At 58.2% G+C, this 17,160-nt stretch carries 16 protein-coding genes and 1 rRNA gene; 1 reads left to right on the top strand and 16 read right to left on the bottom strand.

The features are described 5' to 3' along the window. Positions 1-28: 28 nt before the first annotated feature. Positions 29-1,546 (bottom strand): 16S ribosomal RNA (locus KP626_RS08790). 319 nt (positions 1,547-1,865) lie between these two features. Then, a complete protein-coding gene (gene mnmA, locus KP626_RS08785) occupies positions 1,866-2,945 on the bottom strand; it encodes a tRNA 2-thiouridine(34) synthase MnmA (RefSeq protein ID WP_395976823.1) in 1,080 nt (359 codons plus the stop codon). A gap of 217 nt (positions 2,946-3,162) precedes the next feature. Between mnmA and KP626_RS08780 the strand changes: the two genes are divergently transcribed. Beyond that, positions 3,163-4,080: a ComEC/Rec2 family competence protein gene (locus KP626_RS08780; protein WP_395976821.1), complete on the top strand. Its 918-nt coding sequence runs from the start codon at positions 3,163-3,165 to the stop codon at positions 4,078-4,080. 40 nt (positions 4,081-4,120) lie between these two features. Here KP626_RS08780 and KP626_RS08775 read toward each other — a convergent pair whose 3' ends face one another. The 14 genes from KP626_RS08775 to KP626_RS08710 form a co-directional block, all read right to left on the bottom strand. Beyond that, positions 4,121-4,972 (bottom strand): 4Fe-4S binding protein, encoded by an 852-nt coding sequence (locus tag KP626_RS08775; RefSeq protein ID WP_395976819.1) that lies wholly within the window; start codon positions 4,970-4,972, stop codon positions 4,121-4,123. A 105-nt stretch (positions 4,973-5,077) separates the two neighbouring features. After that, complete coding sequence (locus tag KP626_RS08770; protein ID WP_395976817.1) at positions 5,078-6,694, bottom strand: Na/Pi cotransporter family protein; 1,617 nt, start codon at positions 6,692-6,694, stop codon at positions 5,078-5,080. 182 nt (positions 6,695-6,876) lie between these two features. Next, positions 6,877-7,080 (bottom strand): hypothetical protein, encoded by a 204-nt coding sequence (locus tag KP626_RS08765; RefSeq protein WP_395976815.1) that lies wholly within the window; start codon positions 7,078-7,080, stop codon positions 6,877-6,879. Positions 7,081-7,218: 138 nt separating this feature from the next. Further along, the gene (trmL, locus tag KP626_RS08760; RefSeq protein WP_395976813.1) at positions 7,219-7,680 is read right to left on the bottom strand and encodes a tRNA (uridine(34)/cytosine(34)/5-carboxymethylaminomethyluridine(34)-2'-O)-methyltransferase TrmL; all 462 of its coding nucleotides are present in this window, start codon (positions 7,678-7,680) and stop codon (positions 7,219-7,221) included. Position 7,681: 1 nt separating this feature from the next. Further along, positions 7,682-8,824 carry a DUF362 domain-containing protein gene (locus KP626_RS08755; RefSeq protein ID WP_395976811.1) on the bottom strand — a complete coding sequence of 381 codons (1,143 nt, stop codon included), beginning with the start codon at positions 8,822-8,824 and terminating at the stop codon, positions 7,682-7,684. After that, positions 8,787-9,668 (bottom strand): Cof-type HAD-IIB family hydrolase, encoded by an 882-nt coding sequence (locus KP626_RS08750; protein ID WP_395976809.1) that lies wholly within the window; start codon positions 9,666-9,668, stop codon positions 8,787-8,789. The genes KP626_RS08755 and KP626_RS08750 overlap by 38 nt, the downstream gene beginning before the upstream one ends. Further along, positions 9,665-10,504, bottom strand: coding sequence for a Cof-type HAD-IIB family hydrolase (locus tag KP626_RS08745; RefSeq protein ID WP_395976807.1), 840 nt, complete (start codon positions 10,502-10,504; stop codon positions 9,665-9,667). The genes KP626_RS08750 and KP626_RS08745 overlap by 4 nt, the downstream gene beginning before the upstream one ends. Positions 10,505-10,545: 41 nt before the next feature. Beyond that, a complete protein-coding gene (locus KP626_RS08740; protein ID WP_395976805.1) occupies positions 10,546-11,382 on the bottom strand; it encodes a Cof-type HAD-IIB family hydrolase in 837 nt (278 codons plus the stop codon). Positions 11,383-11,430: 48 nt separating this feature from the next. Then, on the bottom strand, positions 11,431-12,264 hold the full coding sequence (locus tag KP626_RS08735) for an HAD family hydrolase (RefSeq protein ID WP_395976803.1): 834 nt from the start codon (positions 12,262-12,264) through the stop codon (positions 11,431-11,433). A gap of 1 nt (position 12,265) precedes the next feature. Next, the gene (locus KP626_RS08730; protein WP_395976801.1) at positions 12,266-13,111 is read right to left on the bottom strand and encodes an HAD-IIB family hydrolase; all 846 of its coding nucleotides are present in this window, start codon (positions 13,109-13,111) and stop codon (positions 12,266-12,268) included. Beyond that, complete coding sequence (locus tag KP626_RS08725) at positions 13,108-14,019, bottom strand: HAD family hydrolase (RefSeq protein ID WP_395976799.1); 912 nt, start codon at positions 14,017-14,019, stop codon at positions 13,108-13,110. The genes KP626_RS08730 and KP626_RS08725 overlap by 4 nt, the downstream gene beginning before the upstream one ends. A 4-nt stretch (positions 14,020-14,023) precedes the next feature. After that, positions 14,024-15,196 carry an aminotransferase class I/II-fold pyridoxal phosphate-dependent enzyme gene (locus KP626_RS08720; RefSeq protein ID WP_395976797.1) on the bottom strand — a complete coding sequence of 391 codons (1,173 nt, stop codon included), beginning with the start codon at positions 15,194-15,196 and terminating at the stop codon, positions 14,024-14,026. Next, the gene (locus tag KP626_RS08715; RefSeq protein WP_395976795.1) at positions 15,193-15,687 is read right to left on the bottom strand and encodes an Lrp/AsnC family transcriptional regulator; all 495 of its coding nucleotides are present in this window, start codon (positions 15,685-15,687) and stop codon (positions 15,193-15,195) included. The genes KP626_RS08720 and KP626_RS08715 overlap by 4 nt, the downstream gene beginning before the upstream one ends. A 57-nt stretch (positions 15,688-15,744) precedes the next feature. Further along, positions 15,745-17,154, bottom strand: coding sequence for a VanW family protein (locus KP626_RS08710; protein WP_395976793.1), 1,410 nt, complete (start codon positions 17,152-17,154; stop codon positions 15,745-15,747). Positions 17,155-17,160: the final 6 nt, after the last annotated feature.

The raw sequence follows: 17,160 nt of genomic DNA, 5'->3' as shown, positions 1-17,160 counted from the left end.
TCCGCTTCTTTTCTTACTTACACCTTAGAAAGGAGGTGATCCAGCCGCACCTTCCGATACGGCTACCTTGTTACGACTTCACCCCAGTCATTGATCTCACCTTCGACGGCTCTCTCCTTGCGGTTAAGCCACCGGCTTCGGGTGCTCCCAACTTCCGTGGTGTGACGGGCGGTGTGTACAAGGCCCGGGAACGCATTCACCGCGACATGCTGATTCGCGATTACTAGCAACTCCGACTTCATGTGGGCGGGTTGCAGCCCACAATCCGAACTGGGACCGCTTTTATGGGTTCCGCTCCTGCTTACGCACTCGCTTCCCTTTGTAACGGCCATTGTAGCACGTGTGTAGCCCAAGACATAAGGGGCATGATGATTTGACGTCGTCCCCACCTTCCTCCGAGTTGTCCCCGGCAGTCCATCTAGAGTCCCCGGCTTTACCCGCTGGTAACTAAATGTAGGGGTTGCGCTCGTTGCGGGACTTAACCCAACATCTCACGACACGAGCTGACGACAACCATGCACCACCTGTCTCCCTGCTCCGAAGAGATAACATATTTCTATGTCTGTCAGGGGATGTCAAGCCTTGGTAAGGTTCTTCGCGTTGCTTCGAATTAAACCACATGCTCCGCTGCTTGTGCGGGCCCCCGTCAATTCCTTTGAGTTTCAATCTTGCGATCGTACTCCCCAGGCGGGATACTTATTGCGTTTGCTCCGGCACAGAAGGTGTTAAACCCCCTACACCTAGTATCCATCGTTTACGGCGTGGACTACCAGGGTATCTAATCCTGTTTGCTACCCACGCTTTCGTGCCTCAGCGTCAGTTTTGGTCCAGCAAGCCGCCTTCGCCACTGGTGTTCCTCCCGATCTCTACGCATTTCACCGCTACACCGGGAATTCCGCTTGCCTCTCCCATACTCAAGCCAACCAGTTTCAAGTGCAACCCCCATGTTAAGCACGGGTCTTTCACACCTGACTTGATCGGCCGCCTACGCACCCTTTACGCCCAATAATTCCGGACAACGCTTGCCCCCTACGTATTACCGCGGCTGCTGGCACGTAGTTAGCCGGGGCTTCCTCCTAAGGTACCGTCATTTCTTTCTTCCCTTAGGACAGAAGTTTACAATCCGAAAACCTTCTTCCTTCACGCGGCGTTGCTGGGTCAGGGTTTCCCCCATTGCCCAATATTCCCCACTGCTGCCTCCCGTAGGAGTCTGGGCCGTGTCTCAGTCCCAGTGTGGCCGTTCAACCTCTCAGTCCGGCTACCCATCGTCGGCATGGTGGGCCGTTACCCCACCATCTACCTAATGGGACGCGAGCCCCTCCATAAGCGGATTGCTCCTTTGACCTCATTAGCATGTGCTATCGTGGTCTTATGCGGTATTAGCATCGGTTTCCCGATGTTATCCCCCTCTTATGGGCAGGTTGCTCACGCGTTACTCACCCGTCCGCCACTAACTCGGCCCCCGAAGGGGCTTCGTCCGTTCGACTTGCATGTGTTAAGCACGCCGCCAGCGTTCGTCCTGAGCCAGGATCAAACTCTTGTATTAAATATTTGCTACCATGCCCTTCGGACATGCTCGCTTCTTACTTAACACAGAAGATGACCGTTCGCTCGATTTCTAAACTCTTGGCTTCTCTCTTCTAGTTTGCGCTTGGTTTTTCACTATGTAGTTCTCAAGGTGCTCCGCTCCCCCTCTCGGGCGAGCTTGATCATCTTACCAAATCATCCCCTCACTGTCAATCCCCTTTTTTAGACTTTTTTAAAAAACTTTTCGTCTCTTTCACCATTGGAAACATAAAATAAAGAATGTGGGCTTTTTTATCCTTTCCCCATTTGTTTTCATGGATACCCCGTTCGCTTACCGACTATATCCCATGATGAATGACCCCGCCGCCCAAACAGAGATCCCCCTGGTACAAAACGGCGTACTGGCCCGGCGTCACCGCCCGCTGGGGGGCGTCGAATCGGGCGGTAATCCCTTCCTCCTCCACCCGCACCCGAACCGCCACGTCCGTTTGACGGTAACGGAACTTTGCGGTGCAGCAAAACTCCTCCCCCGGCGCTTCCCCGGCGATCCAATGGAACCCCTCGGTCACCAGCCCTTTTTGGTACAAGCGTGGGTTTCCTTCCCCCTGACATACATAGAGGATGTTGCGCTCCAGGTCCTTTTCCGTCACAAACCAAGGGTCTCCCGTCCCTTTGCCTCCGATCCCCAATCCCTTGCGCTGGCCTATGGTATAGAGGAAGAGGCCCTCGTGGCGGCCCACCCGCGCGCCGGTATCGGCGTCCACCATATCGCCAGGCTGGGTGGGCAGGTAGGAGCTGATAAACTTGCGGAAGCTTCGTTCCCCGATGAAGCAGATGCCGGTGGAGTCCTTCTTATCGGCTACCGGAAGGCCGGCCAGCCAGGCCATCTCCCGAACATGCCGCTTCTCCATCCCACCCACCGGGAACATGGCGTTTTGCAGCATATCCTGATTGAGGCCGCAGAGGAAATAGGATTGATCCTTATTGGCGTCCGCCCCCCGGCGAAGGAGCGCCCGTCCATCCGGCATCCGCCGAATTCGGGCATAATGGCCCGTTGCAAGGGCATCGCAATCCGCCATGATGGCAAACTCCAGAAACGCGTTGAACTTGATCTCGGTATTGCACAGCACATCCGGATTGGGCGTGCGCCCCGCTTGGTATTCCCGAAGGAACACCGAAAAAACCCGATCCCGATACTCCTGCGCAAAGTTCACCGTATAGTATGGGATGCCGATGACGTCGCAGGTGCGGCGCATATCGTCGTAGTCCTCCGCGGCGGTACACACTCCGTCCTCGTCCTCTTCCTCCCAGTTTTTCATAAATACGCCCAGGACGTCATAGCCCTGCTGCTTTAACAAAAGGGCCGCAACGGCGGAATCCACGCCGCCGCTCATGCCCACCATCACCCGTTTTGCCATCTCTCTCCGGAAGCTCCGGTCCCCTTTCCTGGCGGCCGCGCCGCCGTATCCATGGTTTTGCAGCCCATGTCTTCTACTCTTAATACCATTTTCCCGTTCTCTTGTCCATCCCCCTATCGGCATTTTCTATTTTTCAAGACGCTTTTCCCCTGCCGGGAATTTCCCTTTTGGAGCGGATGTGGTAGGATTGACGAGAGGTTTATTGAGAGGTGATGTTATGAAAAGAGCGTCTAGATTCCTGGCTTTGGCACTGATCGTATGCCTATTGGGCGCATTTTATCTGCTGGATCCCTTCTCCCTATTCAGCGATTCCCTGCCGTCGGCTCCCCTCTATGAGGGGGAGGAGATCACCGAGCCCCTTCCGGAGCTGTCCGTCCGGGTGGTGGATGTGGGCCACGGAGATTTTATCCTGGTTCAGAGCCAGGGAAAAACCATGGTCATCGATACCGGGGAGGATTCCGCCCGGAAGGCCGTAAAAGCCACCCTTTCGGATCTTGACATTCAACGCATCGACGTCATGGTCCTGACCCATCCCCATTCCGATCACATCGGCAATGCGTCCTATCTGCTGGACCACGTTGCGGTGGACACGGTATATATGACCGGCCGGGAGCATACCACCAAGCTTTACCGCACCCTATTGGACACCCTGACGGAACATACCGAAGTGACGGTCAAGGAGATCAAGGCTGGGGAACGGTTCTCCTTTGGAGGGGCGGACTGTTTGTTCCTGGGTCCCCTCGCCCTAGACTATGAGGATATCAACGATACCTCGGCGGTAATGATGCTGTTTTATGGCAACATGCGCCTTTTGTTTACAGGAGACGCCGAGGAACGGGCGGAACGGGATTACGTGAACTATTACGGGGATGAGCTGCGGGCAGATTTTCTGAAAATCGGCCATCATGCCAACGATTCCACCACCCAGGTATTCGCCCAGCGGGTACAGCCCAACTATGCCGCGGTGAGTATGAAGCCCTTGGAGGAATACGGCGACAAGGAGCGCGCCAAGAAAAGCACCATTTTCCAGCGGCTGGAGGAAGCGTACGGCACGGAGGTCTACCGCACCGATCGGGACGGGGACATCGTCGTCCGCACCGATGGGCTGAAGTTAACCGTCACCACCGAAAAATAAAAGAGGCCGGGGGCATTCCCCGGCCTTTTTATCTTGAATTCTATTGGCGGTTCCCAACCCTTCTGCCGGGCGCGGTTCGCTCACAGGGAACGGCTACCTGGCACTTACCGCATCCATATCGGGGGTGAAAGCGCTCTGGGATGCTCCTGAGATAGGCCGAGCAGGTGGGGTGATCCTTCCCCTTCTCGATGGTGATGGCGTCGGCCGGGCAATTCACACCACAGAGGCCGCACATGATACACCAGTCATAGATGCCAGTATATTCCCTGGGCTTGGGCTCCGCCACCCAGTCGGTTATCACGCTGCCAAAGCGTCCGGCAATCCCCTTTTCGGTGATGAGGCCCCGGGACAGGCCAAAGGTGCCCATGCCGCAGACGTAGGCCACATGGCGCTCCGACCAATTACTGGTAAAGGGATATTGATATGCTTCCCCCGCCTGGTTCAACCGAACCGCCCCAGTCTGAAAGCGGCTGTCCAGGGAGGGAGCCACCGCCCGGTAGCCCTGCTCCGCCAGCAGTTCCATGATCCGGCGGCAGAGGCCATCGATGAAGTCCTGGCCCTCCTTCCGGGCATGGAGCCAGTAGATGGAGGGTTCCCCCATAACCTTGGCGTTGTCCTCCCGAACCCGTTCCGACTTGGGTGCAAAAAAGCTGATGACGGTCTTTGCGCCGGGCAGCCAGAAATCGGGCTTCTCAAACTGGTGTCCCACCGCCTCCTCGTTCTGCAGCCGGTCAAACCAGGGATCGTCCGCGGCGCCGTATCCCACGATGGGGGCGTCATACATCCGCAGCCCCACCACCTCGGGTGCAATGGCCACCGACTCCCCCACATAGTTTAGCGGGGACTCCTGGCTAAACGCCGCCAACGCCCCTTCTAAATCGCTTTTCTTCATTCCGCTCACCCTCCTATCCATAGTTTTATTATACCGCCGTTGTCAACGGACGAAAAAGGCGGAGGGAGTACCCTCCGCCTTTGGTTTCCGTTCTCCAGGGATGGATCAATGGACCAGCCGGATGATCTTCATCGCGTAGTCGGAGATCCGCTCCAAATCGATGCCCATATCGGTGAACAGCATTCCGGCCATGGGGGTGCAGTTCTCCTGGTTTAGCCGGGCGATATGGTTGTCCCGCATGGTCTGGAACATGCCATCGGCCTTCCCCTCGATCTCCTCCACCAGAGCCACGTTTTCCGGATGTTCCTCCCCATCGATCAGCCGGGCCAGGCCCTTGTCCAGAGCCTCGCCGACGATATCACACATCTGCCGCAGTTCCGCAAGGGCCTCGGGGGTCATCTTAACCTCCTGTTCCATCCGGGCTTGGGCGAATTCCGCAATGTTTTCAGCGTGGTCGCCGATGCGCTCCAGCCCCATTACCACGTCGTGGAGGCGGAAGATCTTGTCCTTGTCCGACTGGGGCAGAGCCTGCAAGCCCTGGATCTTCACCATGTACCGGGTAACCTCCCGGCCCACATAGTTGATGGACCCCTCCTGCTCAAAGACGGCTTGTACCAAATCATCGCTCTTTTGGAAAAAGGCCTCCACGCTGTTCCGGTAGTTCTCGATGGCAAGCTGGGCCATGCGTCCGATCTCCTTCTGAAGCTGGACCATGGCAAAGGGCGGGGTCTCCAGGATACGCTCGTCCAAATAAAGCAGCCGCTTGCCGCCGTGGCCGCCGGTGTCCCGGTCCTTGATCAACCGGGTCACCAGGTTCACCATGGTACCGCCGAAGGGAAGCAGAATCAAGGTGTTCAACACGTTGAAGATGGTGTGGAAGTTGGCAATCTGCTGTTTGGGCACGCCCGGCGTAAGATTTGCCACGATGTCGGTGATGGGGAAGATGTACAGCACCCCAATGAAGAGGATTGCGCCGATGATCTTGTTGATCAGGTGCATGAGCGCCGTGCGGCGGGCATTGGTGTTGGTGCCAATGCTGGCCAGCATGGCGGTTACACAGGTGCCGATGTTACAGCCCAGCACGATATATAGGCTGGCATCCAAACTCACCAGGCCCTGGGCCGCCAGGGTCTGTAGGATCCCTACGGTGGCCGAGCTGGACTGGATGATGCCGGTGGCAATGGTGCCTACCAGCACCCCTAGAAGGGGATTCTGGAAGTGGGTCATAAAGGAGATGAAGCCTGGGTCGCTTTTAAGGGGCTCCATGGCGCTACCCATCATATTGAGGCCGATGAACAGAATACCGAAGCCAGCTACGATGGTGCCGATGCTCTGCATCCGGCGCTTTTTGGCGAACATCATGGGCAGGATACCCAAAATGGCGAACAGCGGCGCGTAGTCCGATACGTTGAAGGCGATGATCTGGCCGGTGATGGTGGTGCCGATGTTGGCGCCCAGCATCACGCCGAAGGCCTGGCTCAGGGTCATAACGCCGGCGTTGACGAATCCCACCGCCATCACGGTGGTGGCCGAGCTGGACTGGATCACCGCGGTGACCAGCATGCCCACCAGTACTCCCATGAGCCGGTTGCTGGTCAGCTTTTCCAGCACGCCCTTGAGCTTGGAGCCAGCGGCGCTCTCCAGGCCTTTTCCCATCATATCCATGCCGTAGAGGAACAGGCCCAGGCCGCCTGCCAAGGCGAAAATGTTGAATAGGCTCAATACAACGACCTCCAACCAAACGAAAGATTACGCAACTACTAAATTTATATTCCATTTTGAGGTGATTTCAGTTAAATCAATATTAAATCTATGTTAAATACTCGCCTGCTTATACAAAAAAAGACCCTGCCGGGTCTTTTTTCAAGCTTATTTTCCCTTCTTCTACTTTCATTTTTCCCGTTTTAACGGGGAAAACGGATCCTCATACGGATCCAACTCCAGACACAGTTCATTCGCTTGGCAATCGCAAAAGCCTGCCTTTCTCCCAACCAATCCGCTACAAACCCCAAGGCCATGTGGATTCCCGCGGATATCCCCGATGGGGTATCGCAGGCTTCATCCACAGCCCAACGGGCGCAGAAATACCCGTCCACTCTGGGATTCAAGCTGAGTTCAATCCTCCCTTCAAGGAGCAAAACCGCACATGGAACCCCTCCGCAAGGGAAAAGGCCCCGGCCGCTCCATGGCATCCAGCAGCTCAAATCCTGGGAACAGAGGAATGCATTCCTCCTTTGCGATTCTCCTTACAGCATTCCGGCAAACCCGTTCTGGCGCAGGGCCTCGTACACGGTGGCGCACACGGTATTGGCCAGATTGAGGGATCGCAGCCCCGGCAGCATGGGCAGACGGATCAGCCTATCACGGTAACGATCCATGATCTCTTGGGGCAGCCCCGCCGTCTCCCGGCCGAACACCAGATAATCGCCCGGGCGAAACCGGACTTGATGATAATAGGTCCCGCCCTTGGTGCTGAGAAAATAAAGGTTGGCGCCGGGGTTTTGGGAAAGAAACGCCTGGAAATCCGGGTAGGTGTCCACCAGCACCTTATCCCAATAGTCCAGCCCCGCCCGGCGGACCTGGCGGGCGTCGATGGAAAAGCCCAGGGGCTCAATGAGGTGCAGGCCACAGCCCGTTACGGCACAGGTACGGGCGATGTTGCCGGTGTTCTGGGGAATCTCGGGCTCATACAATACGATTTGAAACATGCTATTTTAACATCCTTATCAGAGGGCTGCGTTTGATTTCGATGGCCTTTTCGGGGCACAGCTCATGACAGCAGAAGCACCGGATGCAGGCTGTGAAATCAAATCTAGGGCGATGATCCTCCATGGTGATGGCCTTGGGCGGACAGCTGCGGAAGCAGACGCCGCAGCCGACGCACCGGTTGGGGATCAGCTTAGGCCGGGGGGTCAGCAGCCGGTTGGCCGCCCTCCCCACAAACCCCGGCGCACGGCGGCGCAGCAGGTCGGTTCCACGGCTCTCGGGGACCTTATAATCGGAAATTCGGAAGGATTCGTACTGGTCTCCCACCAGATTGATGTCGCCAAGGCGCTGGGGGCCGATCCCCCGCTCCATGGCCCGCCGGATGGTACAGATGGCCGTGGGGTCAGACAGGATCAACCCTGCTGCGGCAAAGTCCAGAGCATAGGGACTGCGGCTGGCCAGGATAGCCCCGATATGCCGCGGATCCCCGGCGCTGGGCCCATCCCCTTCCATGCCCCACACGGCGTCCATGATGGTAAAGGCGGGATTCACATGCTGGCAGACATCCACCAGCATGGCGGAAAATCGCTCCAGCTCCGGCATCCGGTAGTGGTACTCCACCTTGACCGTTCCCGGGATGGTGCCAAAAAGGTTCTTCACCGCGCCGGTATACCGGGTCATGCCATGGGTTTTCAGCTTAGGCAGGTCGATGACCACGTCAGCGTTGTGGGTAAAAGCGGTCTGCGTCAGTTGCTTGGCCAGGACGCCTTGAGGGTTGCCCACCTCCACCGTGGACACGTCAAAATTCAGCTCCGCTCCCGACAGCCGGGCCGCCTCCTCCATGCCGGAAATCCGGTAGATTTCCTTAAGAGCCCCCTTATGGAAGGGCCCGCCCGGGCTGTCGCCGATGACCGCCCGGGCTCCCAGCTCCCGAACCCTCCGGGCCACCGCCGCCACCACAAGGGGGTGGGTGGTAACGCAGTCCTCCGGCCGGTTTTTCTTCAAAAGGTTGACCTTTAGGGCCACGGTTTTACCCGGGCCGATAACGTCCCCAAAACCGCCGATGGCCGCTATGGAACGGTCCACAGCGGCCTGGACGGCGCTTTGCTCATACTCGCCGCATTTCACGACGCATACTGTATCCAATGGTTCCCCTTCCCAGGGCAATGCCGAACACCGCCTGCCCCATCCCGTTTTCCCTGCCGTTGCCGGTGATCCGGTCTGCCGCCTCCTTGGCGGCGTCCACGGCGTTGCTTACCGCTACGCCAATCCCGGCCCAGCGCAGCATGGGCACATCGTTATAATTGTCCCCCAGAGCCATAACGTTCTCCCGCTCCACCCCCAGGATGCGAGCCAGCTCGATGAGTGCGTTTCCCTTGCTGACCCCTTCCAGCATGATCTCCACATCGGTGGGATTGCTGGCGGTGGTTTCAAGGCCCCCGATTTTCCGTACCTGTTCCTCAAAAAGCCGGGATCGCTCCCGATCCGGGATGGTGACGTTGATCTGCTGGATCCCCTGCTCCGCCAGTTCCATCAAATCCTCCAAGCGGTCGGTACAGGAGATGTTTTCCCTCAGCCGCCGGGGAGCTCTGCGGTTGCGGTCCATGCTATCGTCCCTGCCGCGCCCGCTCTGGTATTTGTTGTAGGTCACATAGGTATGGTCCAGATAGATCCGAGCGGTGCCGCGAAACTCATCCATAAGCCCCATGGTCTCCTGGGCCTTCCCCGGGGGGATCAGCTTTTCCATCAGGTTATAGCCCGTGCGAAAGTCCTTGATAGCAGCTCCATTGCTGAGGATGGCCAGACGGTCAAACCCCGCCATCACGATGGGGCTTTTGGCCATCTCATAGCACCGGCCGGTGCAGGCGCAAACCATGATCCCCGCCTCCTGGGCCGCCCGGATGGCCTTGGCGTTATCGGGATGGAAGCTGCGGTATCCGTTTAGAAAGGTGCCGTCCAGATCGGTGACGATGAGCCTAATGTCCCTCATCTCCTCCGGTTCACCACCAATCGGAAGATCTCCCGGCCTACGCCGCCCTCCTCCACCCGAGCGGCAACGATATCCGCGCTGTCCTTGGCCAGCTGGTTGGCGTTGCCCATGGCGACCCCCAGCCCCGCCCAGCGCAGCATGCTGGCGTCATTTTTGCTATCCCCAAAGGCCATGACGTTCTCGGCCTTTACCCCGTAGAGCCCGGCCAGTATCTCCACCGCTAGGCCCTTGGTAGCATCCTTTGCCATGATGTATACATGGTCCTCATCGGCAGCGGATAGCTCAAAGGGGCCGATCTCGCTGATGTCGGCATACAAAGGCAGATGTTGGTCATGACCAATCCAGACGTTGATGATGTTGCAGATGTCCCTGCTTTTCTCCACGAATTCCTCAAAGGAGGCGGTATGGATGGTGGATTCCCGGAAGGGCCGTCCCTTGGGATCGTCCGGATCCCAGTTGGCTCGCTTCATATGGCCCATAGCGCCCTCCCACATAACGCTCTTCTCTGTGCCGTTTACGGTAACGCCGTCGCTATGGCGAAGGGCCGCGCGCAGCAGAGGCTCCACGTATTGAGGCGCGATGCGGTTTCGGTATTGGATGGCCTGGTTTTTGATGTCCAGGATTACCGAACCGTTGCAAAGCATGCAGTAATCGGTGAGGCCCGCCCGCTCCAGGATGGCTTTGGCGGTGGTCCAGTTCCGGGCGGTGCAGGCGCAGACCTTAACCCCCAGCTCCTTACAGGCCCGGATGGCGTCGATGTTGATCTGGGGGATGTTGTCATGGAAATCCATCAGGGTGCCGTCGATGTCCGTTACGATCAGTTTAATCTCGTTCATAAATCTATCCTCCCGGGCAAAAAAGCCCGCAATGATTGCGCCTACCGCTCCTCGCCGAAGATCAGCCGGAAGATGGCCTTGCCCACGCCGCCCTCATTGTTGGTACAGGTGACGTAGTCGGCGGCGTCCTTGGTTTGCTCCATGGCGTTTTCCATGGCCACGCCGATTCCCGCCCAGCGCAGCATGGGGATATCGTTCTTTCCATCTCCAAAAGCCATGACCTGGTCGGGCCGAATGCCGTAAAGGCCGGCCAAAATCTCGCAGGCCTTTCCCTTGGTGGCATCCCGTGCCATGACGTAGACATGGTCCTCGTCGGCGGCGGACAGCTCAAAGTCCCCCACCTCGCACATTTCGGTATACATGGGCAGATGGTCCTTGTGATCCAGCCACACGAACAGCACGTTGCAGTCGTCCTTGGCCGCCTCGATAAATTCCTCAAAGGTATCCACCTGGTGCAGCATCCGCCTGCCCCGCATGCGCACCACCTTTCCCCCATGCATATGGGGGCCGTGCTGCACCATGGAGGACATGGCGATCATCCGGTGGGTTCCCATCACCTGAACCCTGCTGCCGTACTTCATGGCGATCCGCGCCAGGGGCTCCACCGCCTGGGGAGCCACCCGGTTCCGATACTGGACCTCTTGGGTGGCGGCGTCCAGGATAGCCACTCCGTTGCAGATGAGGCAATACTCCGTCATCCCCGCCTCTTGGGCGATGTCCTCCAGGGAGGGCCAGTTGCGGGCGCTGGCGGGACAAATATGAATCCCCGCTTCCTTGCAGGCCCGAACCGCGTCAATGTTGATCTGGGGGATGTTCTTCTCGTCATCCAAAAAGGTGCCGTCCAGATCCGTCACGATAAGTTTGATATCCCGTTTCATATCCACCCTCGCATCCAATTATTTTATATCAATCCATTTACAGCAGCGTTACAGGGCGAAGCGTTCCACCGCCCGGGCAAAGCCCGCCTCATAGCAGGGGGCGGTGATGTAGTCCGCCACGTCCTTTAGGGCGTCGGCTCCATTTTCCACGCAGACCCCTACTCCAGCCCAGGATACCATGGGAATATCGTTCCGGTTATCCCCCACGCAAAGGACGCTCTCCCGGGGGACGCCGTAGTAATCCGCCAAGAAGCGCACCGCAGAGCCCTTGTTGATCCCCCGAGGCGTAATCTCAATGCCCTTTACCCCGGCGGAGGTGAGTTCGAAATCCCCGATGCCGCAGAGATCATAGTACATCTCGTTATTGCGGGCAGGGTCCATATTGCCGGCGATGATCTGGGCATGGCACTCCTTGCTCTTCTGGATCACCTCTTCGATGGTATCCAGCAAGAAGCCGTTCTGGCTGGCCAGAGGGTCAAAGATGGTGCCATCGTCCAGGCAGACCTCCCGGTTCCAGTCGTTGACCAAATCCCAGGTGGAGACGGTCTCGATATAGCCCTGTGTCTTAAGATTGGTAACGTACCGCAATAGCAGCCGCAGCACTGGCTCGATGATCTCGGGATCCAGATCCGCCACAAACACCCGCTCCATGGTGGACACGGAGAGGATGCTGGCGCCGTTGTTCACCACAAACAGGTCTCGGAAGCCCGCCTGCTCCGCCACTCGCTTACAGGTGCCCCAGCAGCGGGAGGTGGCGCCGCACACCCGGATGCCCTTTTCCTGGGCGGCCCGGACCGCGGCGATGTTCTCCTCACATACGGTATTCTTGGCTTTGAGAAAGGATCCGTCCAGGTCGGTGACGATCAGTTTAATCTCGCTCATATCAAACCTCGATAAAGTATTCTATGGTAGCCTTCAGGCCGCCCAAGCGCATCTCCGGCACAATGAGATCGGCAACCCGCTTGAGCGCCTCCTGTCCCTCGCGGACGCATACGCCTGTCCCAGCCCACTCCACCATGCTGACATCGTTGATGTTATCCCCTATGGCCATGACGTTCTTTTGCTCTACCCCCAGCATCTCCGCCAGGCGGCTGAGGGCTCTTCCCTTGGTACAGCCGGGCGCCATGACCTCCACCATGGTATGGAAGGAGATGGTGGCCTCCACCGGCATGATAGCGCACAGCCTTTGGGAAATCTCCCCCAGATCCTCCTGGGTGATATCGGAAAACGCCAACAGGATGCGCTGGGCCTCCTCTCGAACCGCCTCGATCCAGTCCTTCCTCTCTCGGTAGTAGATGGTTCTGCCGGGGTACTGCCCAAAGAGCCAGTCCCCCCGTTCCTCCACCATCCGCTCCTGAAGCTGTGGATTCCACACGGCGAAGTGCTCGTTGGTGGACACCCGAACCGGATTGCTGAGTTCCTTAAGGGTGGAAAGATACTCCAAAAGCTGGGGTAGGTTTTGCGGATCCAGGCAGTGAACCTCCCGCTGGCGGCCGGTATAGGTCTCCACAATGGCCGCTCCATTGCTGGTAACGCAGAGCTCGTCAAAGGGGAACAGGGCAAAAAAATGGCGTGCGTTGTACCAGGGCCGGCCGGTACAGGCACAGACATGAATGCCCGCCTCCTTGGCAAGATAGAGGGCGGAAAGATTATGGAAGGTCTCATAGGTATTGGGGGTAAAGACGGTATTGTCCAGATCTACGGCGATGAGCTTTCGGTTTTGACTCATAGTGAAAGCCTCCCCGCTGCGCAATCGGCTATGATCTTCGCCACCGCGCCCTCCCGGCAGGAAGGCGCGATGAGATCCGCCTGCTCCAAAAGAGCGGGATGTCCGTCGGACACAGCAACCCCCACGCCCGCCCAGCGGATCATGGGGATGTCATTGATATTATCCCCGATGGCAAGAATCTGTTCCCGAGGCACCTCGTAGTGCCGGGACAGCCAGGTTAGGGCGTTGCCCTTGGTTGCATCGGGGGCCATGATCTCCATGACGGTGCCGTAGGCCGAGGTAACCTCCAACGGCAGCAGAGTCGCCAGCCGCTCCTTTAAAGCCTGACAGTCCTCCATTCCGTTTCGTCCGATGTCGTAGAGGATCCGCTCGGTATCTTGGCGGGTGGAATCCGCCCAGTGGGCATAGTCCCGGTAGCTCCGGGTAACGATGGGATAATCCGTCCGCCAGGGATAGCTGCGAACCTCCACCATGAATTCCCCTTGGTTGGGATTATAGGTGGAAAAATAGTCCTTATTGCAGGTACGGACATACTCCGCACCTCCCCGGCCGCCATATCCGTTCCGGTCAAAGGTACGGGGCCCGGAGGCCCTTTGAGGGGCCTCTTCCAAAAGAAATTCCAGAACCTCATCCAGCCTTTGGGGGTCGATGGGGGATAGCTTTTCATACCGCCCGGTACGGGTTTCCACAATGGCCGCTCCATTGCTGGTGATGCAGAGGGGATCGAATTCCCCTGCCTCCAGCACACACCGGGCAAAGTTCCAGTGCCGCCCGGTACAGGCACAAACACGAATCCCCGCCTCCTTTGCGGCACGGAGGGCCGCCAGGTTTTCGGGGATCAGTTCACCTAGGCTGGGCACGAAGGTCCCATCCAGGTCGGTGACGATGAGCTTGATTTCCCTGTTCACTGATTTACCGTCCTTCTATAAACTCCTCAGTCCGGCCTAGGGCCGTCTTGATATTTTCCAGGCTGGCGGCATAGGAGATGCGGACAAACCCCTCGCCGAAGGAGCCAAAGGCGGTGCCGGGCACCACCGCGACCTGTTTTGCATACAAAAGCTTTTCGCAGAACTCCTCGGACTTCATGCCGGTGGATTGAATGCTGGGAAAGGCATAGAAAGCACCCCTGGGCTCAAAACAGGTAAGGCCCATGCGGTTGAGGCCCGCAACGATATAGTTCCGGCGGCGGTCGTACTCCCGGCGCATGGCGTCCACGCTGGCAAAGCCGCTGTCCAGGCCATGGCGCAGGGCTTCCACCCCGGCGTATTGACTCATAATGTTGGCGCAGAGCATGGTAAACTGGTGGATCTTCAGCATGGCGCCTAAAAGGGCGGGATGGGCGATGGCATAGCCCAAACGCCAGCCCGTCATGGCGAAAGCCTTTGAAAACCCATTGATAACGATGGTACGATCAAACATGGAGGGGATGGAGGCAATGCTCACATGATCCGCTCCATAGGTAAGCTCGGCGTAAATCTCATCGGAGATCACCACCACATCGGTGTCCTCCAATACCCGTGCCAGCGCCAGAAGATCCTCCCTGCCCATAACCGCTCCGGTGGGGTTGTTGGGATAGGGCAGCACCATGGCCTTGGTCTTGGGGGTAATGAGGCTCCGAACCACCTGGGGATCCAGCTTAAAGGAATCCGCCGCGGAGGTGGGAATGGGCACCGGCACCCCATGGGCCAGTGCCACGGTAGGCTCATAGGATACATAGGATGGCGCGGGGATCAGCACCTCGTCTCCCGGCTCCACCAGCGCCCGGACGGCGAGATCAATGGCCTCGCTGGCCCCCACCGTCACCAGCACCTGGCCGGGCTGGTAGGATACTCCAAACCGCTGGTGATAGTACTGGCAAATCAGTTCCCGCAGCTCCAGAAGGCCGCTGTTGCTGGTATAATGGGTGCGTCCCCGTTCCAGGGCGTAGATGGCGTTTTCCCGGATGTTCCAGGGGGTAACAAAGTCCGGCTCCCCCACCGAAAGGGAGATGGCGTCCTTCATCTCGCTGACGATATCAAAAAACTTGCGGATGCCGCTGGGCGGCACCTGGGCCACATGGGCCGCAACCCGGTCCTCTATCCTCATGGCGTCACCGGCAGCCGGGCTTCCTCTTCGGCGGTCTCAAAGACCACGCCCAGCTCCTTATATTTTTTCAGCACGAAATGGGTTGCGGTGCTGAGCACGCCGTCGATGGTAGCCAGTTTCTGGGCCACAAAAAAGGCGATCTGCCGCATGCTGTCCCCCTTGATCAGCACCATGAGATCATAGGCGCCGCTCATGAGAAAGACTGACTCCACCTCCTCAAACCGGTAGATGCGCCGGGCGATGGCGTCAAAGCCCATCTCCCGCATGGGGCTTACCCGCACCTCGATGAGGGCGGTAACGGCATGGGAATCCGCCAGCTTTTCCTCGTTGAGAATGGCGGTATATTTCAGAATGAGCTTCTCATCCTCCAGTGCGCGGATGGCCTCCAGCACCGCCTGCTCCTCGGCGTTGAGCATCACCGCCATATCCGCCGCACTGGTGCGGGAATTCTCCTTTAACAGCTCCATAACGTCCTTTTTGATGGATTCCATGCTGGCATCCCTCCCAATATACTGTTAAATATATCATTCCAAGGGAGGACACGTCAATTATTGGAATTGGTTTTCCGGCGCCAATCCTTGGCTGGGGGTTGGGGTAGAGGCCGGGCTGCGCAGAATCCGCTGGGGAGCGGGATAATAGGTGCTCTTTGCAATGAGCTGTCTTTTGATCACCACTCCCGTTGCATCCCGGTAAACGGCAAACAGCTCCGTCTCGTATCCTTTGCGGGCGGGCGCCACCTGGCCGGGGTCCTCCACCTCCTCGGGGACGGTGGTATGGGGCAGTTCCCTTACCACCCGGCTTTCGATGGAGACGGTGTGGCCCATGGGCGGACCGTACAGTTCCACCGTCACCCGTTTTTGACCCTGGCCATCGTCCTGGGTTCGGGCTAGGATCACCATGGGATAGTCCGTGGGGTTTCGCAGCTTCAAATCCGGTCCCCCGCTGTTGATCATGCTGTCCCTGCCCTTTTCCACATATGCCGGCGGGATGGAGTGGGGGCTTCGCTCCTCTATGACAAGGTCCGCCAGCACCGCGCAGTTAAAGAGCGTAGTGGAGTATTGGCAGATGCCGCCGCCCAGCTGGTCCACCGCCGTTCCTCCCATGAGTCCCGGTGCGCTGGCCCATATCCTAGGATCGGTTCGAGGTCCCACCGCGTCGTTAAGGGAGAACACCTCCCCGGGACCGATCACAGCGCCGTTGGTGTACTCGCACATCAGATTGATGTTGTAGTGCCGCGCCCAGTCTGACTGGCTTTCGCATCGGTAGAAGGTGGAAAAAACAGCTCGCCGCTGGGTATTGGCCTTGATCTCCTCCAGGCTCCAAAGGGGCTGCCGTTCCTCTCCCGGAACCGCAATGGGCGTGAAATCCCGTTGCTGGACAGCCCGCTCAATGGCAGCGCACAGGGCTTCTTCGTCGGGAATAACGCCAGGCGCCCCTTCCTGAAATACCAGCTTTGTGCTGTCGTCGGGATCCGGCACCGCCCGGGGCTCGATGGGGCCCAAATTCAAAGCGGCGACGGTTTTGGCAATGGCGTTATGAAGCTGCTCCGTGCCATAGCTGAGCCGCAGGGGTATCGCGGTATAGCTGGGCTCCATTCGGGAAAGGATCCCCCCTTCTCGGCCCAGCGTCATGGCCTCATAAACCGCTCGGTCCACGTCCCAGGAAACGCCAATGGCGGCGAGGGAGATCCGCTCCTCCCGCCCGCAATAGGTTAGCACCAGCTCCTCTCCGCTCTGGGAGGCAATCCAGGCGGACAGGGTCTTCCTGGCTTCCTCATAGGTTAGGCCGCCCAGGCTCCGGCCCTCCACCGTCACCCCATCTACCACCCACCCATGGTCTATCCGCTCCACCAGGGCGCCTCCGTGCGTTTGCTGTATCCAGGGCATGGCCAAAAGAGCAAAAAGGACGGCGGCCATGATGGCTGCCGTCCAGAAAACCGCTGTTTTGTTATGCTTCATCGCCTG

It is taken from the genome of Christensenella sp. MSJ-20 (assembly GCF_044357945.1).
Lineage (GTDB): Bacteria > Bacillota > Clostridia > Christensenellales > QAND01 > QAND01.
The sequence above is the reverse complement of the archived record's forward strand: the minus strand, read 5'-3'. Positions and strand labels throughout refer to the sequence as shown.